Here is a 12,022-nt window from a genome sequence, read left to right on the forward strand (position 1 = left end):
GTCGGTGCCGGTCCGCGTCCCTCAACGCGGGTGGCACTGCACTCACTCCGTTGTGATCGTACGCATGCGCGATCGGCGCCTGTCAAGGGTGGTGAGCGGGGTCGCAGCGGTGGTCGCAGGGCGACAGGAGATCGCAACAGTGCGGCAATGGAGGGTGGTTGACGTAGTGCGTCGTTCGCTGCTCAACTTGTGGCCATGTACGCCGAGCAGCCCCTGGTCACCCGCGACCACATCGACTTCGGTCGGGTGTGGTCCGCGGCGTGTCGCGGCTGACCCGGCAGCGGGCCGTCTAGCCGGCCCTGCTCTCCTTCGGAGACCCCTCCCTCGGTGCCCCGTCGCGGGCCGGGAAGCCGCCGTCCTCTGACGGCGGTCCAGGCGCACGCTGCCGCCTTCGCCGTCTTCTCACTCCCCCTGCACTCCGGCAGTTCCCGCCGTCACCGCCACGTTCGCACGTGTGCCGCCCCCTCCGGCCCCGGCCCCGGCCGCGGCCTCCTCCGGCCTGCCCACCCGCAGCCGCCGGACGCCCGTACAACCGAAAGGTCCGTCACCATGCCCGTCGAATTCCTCGGCATCGCCGCCACCGGCGACGGTTCGGAGACCACCCCCCGCTCCACGGCAGCCTTCGACCGCGACTACACCCTGCGGCTGGCCCGTGCGCACGAGGACAACGGCTGGGACCGCGTGCTGTTCGCCTACGCGGCCGGCGCCCCCGACCCGGCGGCCGGGGCGGCCTACATCGCGGCCCGGCTCGACCGGTTGCAGATCCTGCTGGCCCACCGGCCGAACGTCTCCTACCCGACGTACGCGGCCAAGACCTTCGCGACCATCGACCGGATCAGCGACGGGCGGCTCACCGTCCACTTCATCACCGGCGGCAACGACCACGAACAGCAGCGCGAGGGCGACTTCCTGACCAAGGACCAGCGCTACGACCGCACCCGTGAGTACATCGGGATCGTCAAGAAGGCGTGGACCAGCCGGGAGGCCTTCGACCACGAGGGCGAGCACTACCGCTTCAACGACTTCCTCTCCGACGTCTTCCCGGTCCAGGCGCCGCGTCCGGCGGTCTCCTTCGGCGGCTCCTCGGACGCCGCCTACGCGGCGGGCGGGGCGGAGGCGGACATCTACTGCCTCTGGGGCGAGCCGCTGGCCAGGACCGCCGAGCAGATCGAGCGGGTGAAGGAGGCCGCGCGGGCCGCCGGGCGCACCGACGTGCCGCGGATCCAGGTCGCGTTCCGGCCGATCATCGCGCCCACCGAGGAGCTGGCCTGGGAGAAGGCGCACCGGACGGTGGACACCATCAGGGCCCGCCGGGAGGCCGGGGACCTGGTCCGCCGGGGCCGTCCGCCGGGCGCCTTCCGGCCCGAGAACACCGGCTCGCAGCGGCTGGTGGAGATCGCCGAGGCCGGCGAGCGCTACGACCGCGCGCTGTGGACCCCGACCGCGGCCGCCACCGGCGGCGCCGGCAACTCCAACGCCCTGGTCGGCACACCGGAGACGGTCGCCCAGGCGCTGCTCGACTACTACGACCTCGGCGTGGACATCCTGTCCGCCCGCGGCTACGCGCTGCTGGACGACGCGATCGACTTCGGCCGGTACGTCATCCCGATCGTCCGCGAGGAGGTCGCCAGGCGCGACGCCGCGAAGGCTGCCGAGGCCGAGCGGGCGGCCCGCGCCGAGCGGGACCGCCACCAGCTGATCGCGGTCCAGGCATGACCGCGGCGACCGGCACCGGCACCCGCCCGGTGGTGGAGGTCCGCCGGGTGCTGATCGACGACCCGCTGGTCGAGCCGCTGCTGCGCGAGCTCACCGAGGAGTACGTCAGCCGGTACGGACCCGAGGCCCACCAGGAGATGACCCGCTACCCGCGGGACGCCTTCGCGGAGCCGGCGGGGCTGCTGCTGCTCCTGCTGGAGGACGGCGAGCCGGTCGCGGGCGGCGCGTACAAGCGGTACGACGAGCACACCGCCGAGGTCAAGCGGATGTGGACGCACTCCGCGCACCGCCGCCGCGGCCTGGCCCGGCAGGTCCTGGCCGAGCTGGAGCGGGCCGCCGGGGCGGCCGGCTACACCCGGATCCACCTCACCACCGGACCGCGCCAGCCCGAGGCCAGGGGGCTGTACCTGGCGACCGGCTACACCGCGCTGTTCGACCTCGCGGCGGACCCGCTGACCATCGGCCCGCTGCCGTTCCAGAAGCACCTGACCAGCTGAAAGGCACCGTTTCCCGTGAGAACCACCACCGCCCGCCGCCGCCTGCTCGCGGCCACCGCCCTGCTGCCCGTGCTGGCGCTGGCGGCCTGCGGCTCGGACCCGAAGGCCGTCGGCGGGAAGGGCGGCGCCAGCCTGGCGGCGGCCGCCGCCACGCAGGACCTCGTCTCCGGCATCGCCAGGTCGGACGCCGCCGCCGCGCTGCTGCCCGAGGACGTCCGCAAGTCCGGCACCGTGAAGTTCGGCTCGTCCATCGGCGCCCCGCCCACCGCGTTCTACGCCGACCAGGCCACCAAGAAGGCGGCCGGCATCGACATCGACTTCGGCGACGCGGTGGCCAAGGTGCTCGGCCTGACCGTGCAGCGCGAGGAGGCCGCCTTCGAGACCATCCTGCCCGCGCTCGGCAGCGGCAAGTACGACGTCGGCACCGGCAACTTCGGCGTCACCGAGGCCCGGCTGAAGACCATCGACTTCGTCACCTACATCGACGACGGCCAGGGCTTCGCGGTCAGGAAGGACAACACCGGCATCCAGCCGGTCACCGACCTCCTCCAGCTCTGCGGCCTGACCATCGGCACCGGGGCCGGCACCACCTTCGAGACCACGCTCAACGGCAAGAAGAACGTCTGCACCGACGCGGGCCGCAAGCCGTACGAGGTGAAGGCGTTCAGCGACAGCGGCACCGTGCTGACCAGCCTGCAGCAGGGGCGGGTGGACATCCTGATGTCCACCATCAACGGCCTGCGCTACCAGGCCTCGCAGGAGGCCTCCGGGACGCGTTTCCTCGGCGAGTTCCACCGCCTGGACGTCGGCTTCGCCTTCAGGAAGGGCTCCCCGCTGGCCCCCGCGTTCCAGGCGGCGGTCAACCAGCTGATCAAGGACGGCACCTACGAGCGGATCCTCAGGAAGTGGGGGGTGACCGACTCCGCGATCAAGGAGTCCCGGATCAGCCCGCCCGAGCACACGTGACCCCCTGTCCGGGCTCCGGGCCTTTTGGAGGAATCCCACCATGACCGTCATCACCACGGCCGACGGGCCGCGGGCCGCAACAGCAACCACGACCGCACCCGCACCCGCCCGCCCGCTCGACCTGGACGAGCTGAACCGGCTGCGGACCGTCCCCGCCCGGCACCCCTGGCGCTGGGCGGCCGGCCTCGCCGCCCTCGTCGTGCTGGCCCAGTTCGCCCACGGGCTGGCCACCAACCCGGGCTGGGACTGGGCCACCTTCCGGGTCTTCTTCTCCGCCGACACCATCCTGCGGGCGGTCGGCCGCACCCTCGAACTCACCTTCTACGGAACGATCCTGGGCTTCGTGCTGGGCGCCGGGGTGGCCGCGATGCGGCTGTCGAGCAGCGCGATCCTGCAGTCCATCGCCTGGGCATACGTCTGGGCGTTCCGCTCCATCCCGCTGATCGTCCAGCTGGTGTTCTGGTTCAACCTCTCCTACCTCTACAAGCGGTTCGGCTTCGGCATCCCGTTCGGCCCGACCTTCGCGGACTTCGAGACGGTCGGCGTCCTGGGCGCGCTCGGCGCCGCCGTGCTCGGTCTCGGACTGCACCAGGCCGCGTTCGCCGCCGAGATCATCCGCGGCGGCATCATCGCCGTCGACACCGGCCAGCGGGAGGCCGCCGCCGCACTCGGTGTCCCGCGCTGGCGCCAGGCCTGGCGGATCGTGCTGCCGCAGGCGATGCGCGGCATCCTGCCGTCCGCCGCCAACGAGGTGATCTCGCTGTTCAAGGGCACCTCGGTGGTCTACGTGATGGCCATCGGCGAGCTCTTCTACCAGGTGCAGGTGATCTACGGCCGCACCGGCCGGGTGGTGCCGCTGCTGATGGTCGCCACCGTCTGGTACGTGCTGCTGACCACCGTGCTGTCGATCGGCCAGTACTACGTCGAGCGGTACTTCGCCCGGGGCGCGCAGCGCACCCCGCCCCCCACCCCGCTGCAGCGGGCCCGGGCCCTCGTCCGGGGCCTGCGGAGCTCCCGCACCGCTGCCGAGAAAGCCGTCGGAGGACGCTCATGACCACGCTGACCAAGTCCGGGGACCCGATGGTGCAGGTCCGGGGCCTGCACAAGAGCTTCGGGCAGCTGGCCGTGCTGCGCGGGGTCGACCTGGACGTGGCCACCGGCTCCGTCACGGTGGTGCTCGGCCCCTCCGGCTCCGGCAAGTCCACCCTGCTGCGCGCCATCAACCACCTGGAGAAGCTGGACCGGGGCTTCGTCGCGATCGACGGCGAGCTGATCGGCTACCGCCGGGCCGGCGACCGGCTGCACGAGCTGAAGGAGCGCGAGGTCCTGCGCCAGCGGACCAACATCGGCTTCGTCTTCCAGAACTTCAACCTCTTCCCGCACCTCACCGTGCTGGAGAACATCACCGAGGCGCCGGTCAGCGCGCTCAAGCAGCCGAAGGCCGAGGCCCGGGCGCGCGCCCTGGAGCTGCTGGACCGGGTCGGGCTGGCCGACAAGGCGGACGCCTACCCCCGGCAGCTCTCCGGCGGCCAGCAGCAGCGGGTGGCGATCGCCCGGGCGCTGGCGCTGGAGCCCAAGGTGCTGCTGTTCGACGAGCCCACCTCGGCGCTCGACCCGGAGCTGGTCGGCGAGGTGCTCGACGTGATCAAGGACCTCGCGCGGTCCGGCACCACGATGATCGTCGTCACCCACGAGATCGGCTTCGCCCGCGAGGTCGCCGACACCGTCGTCTTCATGGACGGCGGCGTGGTGGTCGAGCAGGGACCGCCGGGGGCCGTCCTGGACGACCCACGGCACGAGCGGACCCGCGCCTTCCTCGCCAAGGTCCTCTGACCGGCCCCGGCACCCCTTCCTTTCACCCCCGTCACCCCTTTCACCCGCAAGCCCGCACGCAAGGAGTTCCGCCATGTCCCTACCCCGTCGCGCCCTCGTGACCGCCGCCGCCTCACTCGCCGCCGCCCTCACCCTGGCCGCCTGCGGAAGCTCCTCCGGCGCCTCGGCCGAACTCGCCCCCGCCAAGGGCAGCACCGCGCCGAACGGGATCACGGTGAACCTCACGCCACAGCAGAACCGGGTCACCACCGCCAAAGTCGACGCGATCGCTGCGCTGGTTCCGGAGGAGATCAGAAAGAGAGGCACGCTGACGGTCGTCGACTCGATCGGCACCACGCCGCCGCTGGACTTCTACGCCAACGACGACAAGACCATCATCGGCGTCGAGCCGGACATCGCCGAGCTGGTCGGCAACGTGCTCGGTCTGAAGGTGGAGTTCAACCCGGTCTCCTGGGAGAACATCTTCGTCGGCCTGGACAGCGGCAAGTACGACGTCGGCTTCTCCAACATCACCGTCACCGAGGCCCGCAAGGAGAAGTACGACTTCGCCACCTACCGCCTGGACGTCCTCGGCTTCGAGGCCAGGAAGGGCAGCGGCTGGAAGGTCACCGGGCCCAAGGACATCGCGGGGAAGACGATCGCCGTCGCCTCCGGCACCAACCAGGAGAAGCTGCTGATCGGCTGGAACGAGCAGAACGTGAAGAACGGCCTCAAGCCGGCCGACCTCAAGTACTTCCAGAACTCCGCCGACTACTACCTGGCGCTGTCCTCCGGCCGGGTCGACGTCTACGTCGGCCCCAACCCGAGCACCGCGTTCCACGGCGTGCAGTCCGGCGAGACCGAGGTGATCGGCACCTACTCCGGCGGCGGGGACGTCCTCGGCAAGATCGCGGCGACCACGAAGAAGGACAACGGGCTGGTCCGGGCACTGGGCGGCGCGCTCGACGAGATCATCAGGAACGGCACCTACGGCCAGGTGCTGAAGCGCTGGGGCCTGGACGGCGAGGCCGTCCGGAGCTCCGAGATCAATCCGCCGGGGCTGCCCAAGCCCAAGCCGTAGCCCGTTCACCTTCACGCCTGCCTCCACCGCTATCGTGCGGGGGAACACCGTTCGGATCCAGCGGACTTGGGGGCAGGCATGAGGGCGGGGGACGTGCTGGACGGCCGTTACCGGCTGGACCGGGAGCTCGGCCGGGGCGGCTTCGGCGTGGTGTGGGCGGCCCACGACCGCACCATCGACCGGCCGGTCGCGGTGAAGGTCCTGACCGAGGAGAACGCCTCGGACGAGGAGGCGGTGCAGCGCTTCATCCGGGAGGCGAAGACCGTCGGCAGCCTCACCAACCCGCACATCGTCACGCTGCACGACTACGGGCGGGTGCAGGACGGGGCGTGGTCCACCCACTACCTGGTGATGGAGCTGGTGAGCGGCCGGCCGCTGTCCGCGGTGCTCAAGGACGGCCTGCCCGAGCACGCGCTCGCGCTGAAGTGGGTCCGGCAGGTCTGCAAGGCGCTGGACGCCGCGCACCGCTCGGGCGTGGTGCACCGGGACATCAAGCCGGAGAACATCATGATCTCCGGGAGCGGCGACGCGAAGGTGCTGGACTTCGGCATCGCCCGGCTGCTCAGCCAGTCCGTCGGGATCACCTCCACCGGCAGCGTGATCGGCACCGCGCCCTACCTGGCGCCCGAGTGCTGGTCCGGCGCCTCGATCGACGGCCGGGCCGACCTGTACGCGCTCGGCGTGCTGCTCTACCAGCTCTGCACCGGGCGGCGCCCGTTCACCGCCGACACGCCCGTCGCGATGATGTACCAGCACCTGCACGACACCCCGCCGACGGTGCGCACCACCGATCCGGCGCTGGCCGCCCTGGTGGCCCAGCTGCTCGCCAAGGACCCGGCCGACCGGCCCGCCGACGCCGCCGAGGTGCGCCGGCGGCTGCGCGACGTCCGGCCGGGCCTGCTCGCCCCGGACGACCCCAGCCCCGAGCAGCTGCGCCGCCGGGCCGACCAGGCCTGGCGGATCGGCGCGGAGGGCGAGCCGGGGATGGCCGTCCAGGTGCTGGAGGCGCTGATCCCCGAGTTCGCCCGGATCTGCGGTCCGGCCGACCTGCGGACCCTGCGCACCTGCCACGACCTGGCCGTCTGGCTGGCCCGGGCCGGCCGCCAGGGCGCCGCCGCCGCGCTGCTGCGCGAGCTGCTGCCGGCCCTCGCGGGCGAGCCCGCCGCGTACGAGGACGCCCGCCGCGACCTGGTCCGCTGGGAGCGCGGGCCGGGCGGGCCGGACCAGGGCGGGGGCGCGCCGCCGGCCCTGCGGGTGCTGCTCGGCGGCGGCCCGCAGAACAGCTGACGCCGCGGGACGGGCACCCCCCCCCGCTGCGTCGCCCCCGCTGCGCCGGCCGCGGTGTTCGCGCGGCCGGCGTTCGTGCGCCCGTTCGCCCGCGGCGGAGGCTGTCAACCGTACGGGCAGCCGATTCGGGGCCTGCGCGGCTTGGAGGAATTGATAGGAACTCGCCGACCGGAACCGTCTGGTTCGCCGGCACCGGACGTTGATATACCTCGACTGCATGGACCGGGAGCGGTGTGCCGCCGTCCCGGTGAGCTGCGACGAACCAGGTGGTGACGCTCTGATGAAGCTCCTCCGTGTCGGACCCCCGGGCGCCGAGCGTCCGGTCGTGCTGGGCCAGGACGGTGCCGCGTACGACCTGTCGGGCCGGGCCCGGGACATCGACGGTGCCTTCCTGGCCGGGCTGGACCCGGCCGAACTGGCCCGTGACGTGGCCGCCGGCGCGCTGCCGGTGGTGGACATCGCCGGGCAGCGGGTCGGGGCGCCGGTCGCCCGCCCGGGCAAGGTGGTCGGGATCGGCCTCAACTACCGCGACCACGCCCGGGAGGCCGGCGCGGCGATCCCGGACGAGCCGGTGATCTTCCTCAAGCCGAGCTACACCGTGGTCGGCCCGTACGACGAGGTGCTGGTGCCGCGCGGCGGCGACAAGACCGACTACGAGGTCGAGCTGGCGATCGTGATCGGCCGCACCGCCCGCTACCTGGAGAGCCACCGGGCGGCGGCGGAGGTGATCGCCGGCTACGCCATCGCCAACGACGTCACCGAGCGGGCCTTCCAGTTCGAGCGCGGCGGCCAGTGGGACAAGGGCAAGTCGGCGGAGACCTTCACCCCGCTCGGGCCCTGGCTGGTCACCGCCGACGAGGTGGCGGACCCGCAGCGGCTGCCGCTGCGGCTCTGGGTCAACGGGGAGCTGCGGCAGGACGGCTCCACCGCGCAGATGATCTTCCCGGTGCTGGAGCTGGTCCGCTACGCGAGCCAGTTCATGGTGCTGGAGCCCGGCGACGTGGTCGTCACCGGCACCCCGGCCGGGGTCACCCTGGGCCACCCGGGCGCGGCCTTCCTGGCGCCGGGGGACATCGTCGAGCTGGAGATCGACGGGCTGGGCCGCCAGCGGCAGGTCCTCGGCAAGGCCTGAGCCGGTCGGCCGGCCACGACCCCGACCCCGGGCACGGGGGTCAGGGTCACCGCTCCGGGGCCGTCAGGCGCCCCCGGGCCGCCGCGTCGTCCGCGGTTCACGCGGACAGCCGCTCGCGCAGCCGCCTCGGCCGGGGCGCGTCCGGACCCTCCAGCGCCAGCAGCGCGGTCAGCACGTCCGCGGTCTGCGGGTCGTGCACCGCCGTCGCCGCCGCCATCGCCACGAACTGGTCGACCAGCCAGTCCCGCAGCTCGCCGACCGCCAGCACCCGGCCCTCGTCCAGCCAGCTCAGCGAGGCGCCCTCGACCACCGAGATCCACGAGCGCACCAGCATCGTCAGCCGCGGCCCGGCCTCCCGGACGCCCAGATGCCTGAGGGTCCGCTTGAGTGCCGCCCGGCGGACGTCGTCGACGATCGCCGAGGTCCGGGCGGTCTCCACCACCGACCCCCCGCGCAGCAGCGCCGAGTACCCGGCGTCGTGCCCGGCGACGAAGGCGAAGTAGGCGTCCAGCACGACCGCCAGCTGCTCGGTCGGCGTCCCGCTGACCGGCACGGTGAACCGGCTGGTCAGCTCATCCGCGGCGGTCCGCAGCGCGGCCTCGTACAACTGCTGCTTGCCGCCCGCGAAGTAGCGGTACACCAGCGGCCGGGAGGCCCCCGCGGCCTCCGCCACCTCGTCCAGCCCGACCTCCTCGGGCGGCCGCGCGGCGAACAGCTCCAGCGCCACCGCGATCAGCTGCTCCCGCCGCTGCTGGACCGGCAGTCGGCGGTACCCCGCCTTGCGCGGACGGGCCTCACCGGCGGACGGAACGGGCGCTGAGCTGGCTTCCATGGCGGCCAGCGTAATGGGCGTCCGACCGATCGGCTCCTTGCCTGCACGGATCTTCCCGAACGGATGTTTGTCGCCGTTCGCCACGGTTCGCGTGGGTCGGCGGGCCGGAAGCGGACAAAGCGCCGAATATGGACGGGATGCCCGTGGTCGCAGGCGAGGAGGTTCCACCGGATGCTGCAGACGCCGGAGCGGGCGGGCCTCGCCCGGAGAGTGCCGCGCGCGGTGTGGGCGTGGGTCCGGTCGGCGCCGGGAACGTACCTGTGGCTGCTGGTCCTGGCGGCCACCAGCTTCGTGGTGGCACGGATGGACCCGGCCGCGCTGGACTGGTTCCTGGCCGCCCGGTCCACCAACATCGACCAGCTGACCTCGCACCCGGTGCACGCGCTGGTGGCCAGCGCGCTCTGGACGGAGCAGGCCGACTTCCCGCTCTACCTCGTGCTGTTCACCCTCTTCCACGCCAACGCCGAGCGCTGGCTGGGCACCTGGCGCTGGCTCACGGTGGCCGCCACCGCGCACGTGCTGGCCACCCTGGTCAGCGAGGGCGTGGTGGCCTGGGGCATCGTCCGGGGGCGGCTGCAGGCCGACCTGGCCGACACCGTGGACGTCGGCGTCTCGTACGCGCTGGCCGGCGTGGTCGCGGTGCTCACCTACCGCTTCGCGGGCGGCTGGCGCTGGCTGTACGGCACCGGGGTCGTGGTCTTCTACCTCGTCCCGCTGGTCACTTCGCACACCTTCACTGATCTCGGCCATTTCTGCGCGGTCCTGATCGGCCTCTGCTTCCACCGCTTCGCGCGCGGACGGCCCACCTGGGATCCGGGTCTGCTGTGGCAGCGGTGGCGGGGGCGGCGGGGCACCGCCTGACCGCGGACGGTCAGTATCCGTCGACGGGTCTTGCAATCGGCCCGGGCCGCGAAATGATGTCCGGATGGTTGAAGAACTGATCAGCTCAGACGGCACCACCCCCCGCCGTATTGCCGACGCCTACGTCCAGGCCCTCGCCGAGCTCGACCCGCTGACCGCGGTGTATCTGGGGCTCAACCCCGATGACGACCGCCTCCCCGACCTCTCCCCGGCCGGTGCGCACGCCCTCGCCGAGCTCGCCCGCGGCACCCTCGCCCGACTCGCCGGGGCCGAGGCGGCCGGCGCCGCCGAGGACGAGGCCGAGCGCCGCTGCGCCCGCCTGCTGCGCGAGCGCCTCACCGCCGAACTGGCCGTCCACGACGCGGGGGAGGGCTACCGGGCGGTGCGCAACCTCGGCTCGCCGGTGCACAACGTGCGCGACGTCTTCACGCTGATGGCCACCGGGACCGAGCACGAGTGGGAGGTCGTCGGCCGCCGGCTGGCCCGGGTGCCGGCCGCGCTGGCGCAGTACCGCGAGACCCTCGCCGAGGGCGTCGAGCGCGGCCTGCTCTCCGGCCCCCGCCAGGTCGTCACCGTGGTCGGCCAGCTCGGCGAGTGGCTGGCGGAGGGCGACCCCGCGGAGGGCGCTCGGGCCGGGCACGGGGCGGGCTGGTTCGGGGACTTCGTCCAGGACGCCCCCGAGAACCTGCGCCCCGCCCTGACCGGGCACGCCGTCGCCGCCGCCGAGGCGCTGGCGCAGCTGCGCGACTGGCTGCGGGACGTCTACGGCCCGGCCGCCGCCGACGCCCCCGACACCACCGGCCGCGAGCGCTACGGCCGCTGGGTGCGCTACTGGACCGGCGCAGACCTCGACCTCGACGAGGCGTACGGCTGGGCCTGGCAGGAGTTCCACGACCTGCACGCCCAGATGACGGCGGAGGCGGAGAAGGTCCGGCCCGGTGCCACGCCGATGGAGGCGATGAAGTGGCTGGAGACCGACGGTCCGGCCATCGAGGGCGCCGAGGCCGCCCGTGAGTACCTCCAGGGCCTGATGGACCAGGCGATCAACGACCTCCAGGGCACCCACTTCGACCTGGCCGAGCCGGTCACCCGGGTCGAGTCGATGATCGCCCCGGCCGGCAGCGCCGCCGCGCCGTACTACACCGCCCCCTCGCTGGACTTCACCCGCCCCGGGCGGACCTGGCTGCCGACCATCGGTCGCGAGAGCTTCCCGGTCTGGGACCTCGTCTCCACCTGGTACCACGAGGGTGTCCCGGGCCACCACCTCCAGCTGGCGCAGTGGAACTACGTCGCCGACCGGCTCTCCACCTACCAGGTCAGCACCGGCGGGGTCAGCGCCAACCTGGAGGGCTGGGCGCTGTACGCCGAGCGCCTGATGGACGAGCTGGGCTACCTCACCGACCCGGGCCACCGGCTCGGCTACCTCAACGCCCAGATGATGCGCGCCCTGCGGGTGATCGTCGACATCGGCATGCACGCCGGGCTCGACTTCCCCGCGGATTCCCCGTACAAGGCCGGCCAGCCGGTTCTGCCGGACGACGCCCGGGAGTTCTTCGGCCTGTACTGCGGCCTGTCCGACGACTTCCTGGACAGCGAGCTGGTCCGCTACCTGGGCATGCCCGGCCAGGCGATCGGCTACAAGCTGGGCGAGCGCGCCTGGCTGCGCGGCCGGGCGGCGGCGAAGGCGGCGCACGAGGGGCGCGGCGAGGTGTTCGACCTCAAGGCCTGGCACATGGCGGCGCTGTCGCAGGGCTCGCTCGGCCTGGACGACCTGGTCGCGGAGCTGGCCGCGCTGTAGCGGAGCCACCCCGCGCCGCTCCGCCGCGGCGGCGGTGCGG

The 12,022-nt window shown here is 72.9% G+C and carries 11 protein-coding genes; 10 read left to right on the forward strand and 1 reads right to left on the reverse strand.

Annotated elements, in window-relative coordinates; translation table 11 throughout:
• Nucleotides 1-549: 549 nt before the first annotated feature.
• The 8 genes from ACFVVX_RS14300 to ACFVVX_RS14335 all read left to right on the forward strand — a co-directional run bounded on the left by ACFVVX_RS14300 (nt 550) and on the right by ACFVVX_RS14335 (nt 8,491).
• Nucleotides 550-1,716 (forward strand): LLM class flavin-dependent oxidoreductase, encoded by a 1,167-nt coding sequence (locus ACFVVX_RS14300; RefSeq protein ID WP_387945126.1) that lies wholly within the window; start codon nt 550-552, stop codon nt 1,714-1,716.
• Nucleotides 1,713-2,213, forward strand: a complete 501-nt coding sequence (locus ACFVVX_RS14305; RefSeq protein ID WP_387945128.1) for a GNAT family N-acetyltransferase — start codon at nt 1,713-1,715, stop codon at nt 2,211-2,213. Before ACFVVX_RS14300 ends, ACFVVX_RS14305 begins: the two co-directional genes overlap by 4 nt.
• Nucleotides 2,214-2,228: 15 nt before the next feature.
• Entirely contained in the window at nt 2,229-3,179 is a 951-nt protein-coding gene (locus ACFVVX_RS14310; protein ID WP_387945130.1) for an ABC transporter substrate-binding protein, read from the forward strand.
• Between the two features lie 40 nt (nt 3,180-3,219).
• Entirely contained in the window at nt 3,220-4,233 is a 1,014-nt protein-coding gene (locus ACFVVX_RS14315; RefSeq protein ID WP_387945132.1) for an amino acid ABC transporter permease, read from the forward strand.
• On the forward strand, nt 4,230-5,012 hold the full coding sequence (locus tag ACFVVX_RS14320) for an amino acid ABC transporter ATP-binding protein (RefSeq protein ID WP_387945134.1): 783 nt from the start codon (nt 4,230-4,232) through the stop codon (nt 5,010-5,012). The genes ACFVVX_RS14315 and ACFVVX_RS14320 overlap by 4 nt, the downstream gene beginning before the upstream one ends.
• Before the next feature lie 73 nt (nt 5,013-5,085).
• Nucleotides 5,086-6,072 carry an ABC transporter substrate-binding protein gene (locus tag ACFVVX_RS14325; RefSeq protein WP_387945136.1) on the forward strand — a complete coding sequence of 329 codons (987 nt, stop codon included), beginning with the start codon at nt 5,086-5,088 and terminating at the stop codon, nt 6,070-6,072.
• A 78-nt stretch (nt 6,073-6,150) separates the two neighbouring features.
• A complete protein-coding gene (locus ACFVVX_RS14330) occupies nt 6,151-7,359 on the forward strand; it encodes a serine/threonine-protein kinase (protein ID WP_387945138.1) in 1,209 nt (402 codons plus the stop codon).
• Nucleotides 7,360-7,639: 280 nt separating this feature from the next.
• On the forward strand, nt 7,640-8,491 hold the full coding sequence (locus ACFVVX_RS14335; RefSeq protein ID WP_387945140.1) for a fumarylacetoacetate hydrolase family protein: 852 nt from the start codon (nt 7,640-7,642) through the stop codon (nt 8,489-8,491).
• 97 nt (nt 8,492-8,588) lie between these two features.
• Here the strand turns inward: ACFVVX_RS14335 and ACFVVX_RS14340 are convergent, their stop codons facing one another.
• Nucleotides 8,589-9,323: a TetR/AcrR family transcriptional regulator gene (locus tag ACFVVX_RS14340; protein ID WP_387945142.1), complete on the reverse strand. Its 735-nt coding sequence runs from the start codon at nt 9,321-9,323 to the stop codon at nt 8,589-8,591.
• Nucleotides 9,324-9,494: 171 nt separating this feature from the next.
• On the opposite strand from ACFVVX_RS14340, the gene ACFVVX_RS14345 reads away from it, so the two are divergent.
• Both ACFVVX_RS14345 and ACFVVX_RS14350 read left to right on the forward strand, forming a co-directional pair.
• The gene (locus tag ACFVVX_RS14345) at nt 9,495-10,184 is read left to right on the forward strand and encodes a rhomboid-like protein (protein ID WP_387945144.1); all 690 of its coding nucleotides are present in this window, start codon (nt 9,495-9,497) and stop codon (nt 10,182-10,184) included.
• Nucleotides 10,185-10,248: 64 nt separating this feature from the next.
• Nucleotides 10,249-11,982 carry a DUF885 domain-containing protein gene (locus ACFVVX_RS14350; protein WP_387945146.1) on the forward strand — a complete coding sequence of 578 codons (1,734 nt, stop codon included), beginning with the start codon at nt 10,249-10,251 and terminating at the stop codon, nt 11,980-11,982.
• Nucleotides 11,983-12,022: the final 40 nt, after the last annotated feature.

Origin of the sequence: Kitasatospora sp. NPDC058170 (assembly GCF_042883905.1) — a bacterium.
Classification (GTDB): Bacteria; Actinomycetota; Actinomycetes; order Streptomycetales; family Streptomycetaceae; genus Kitasatospora.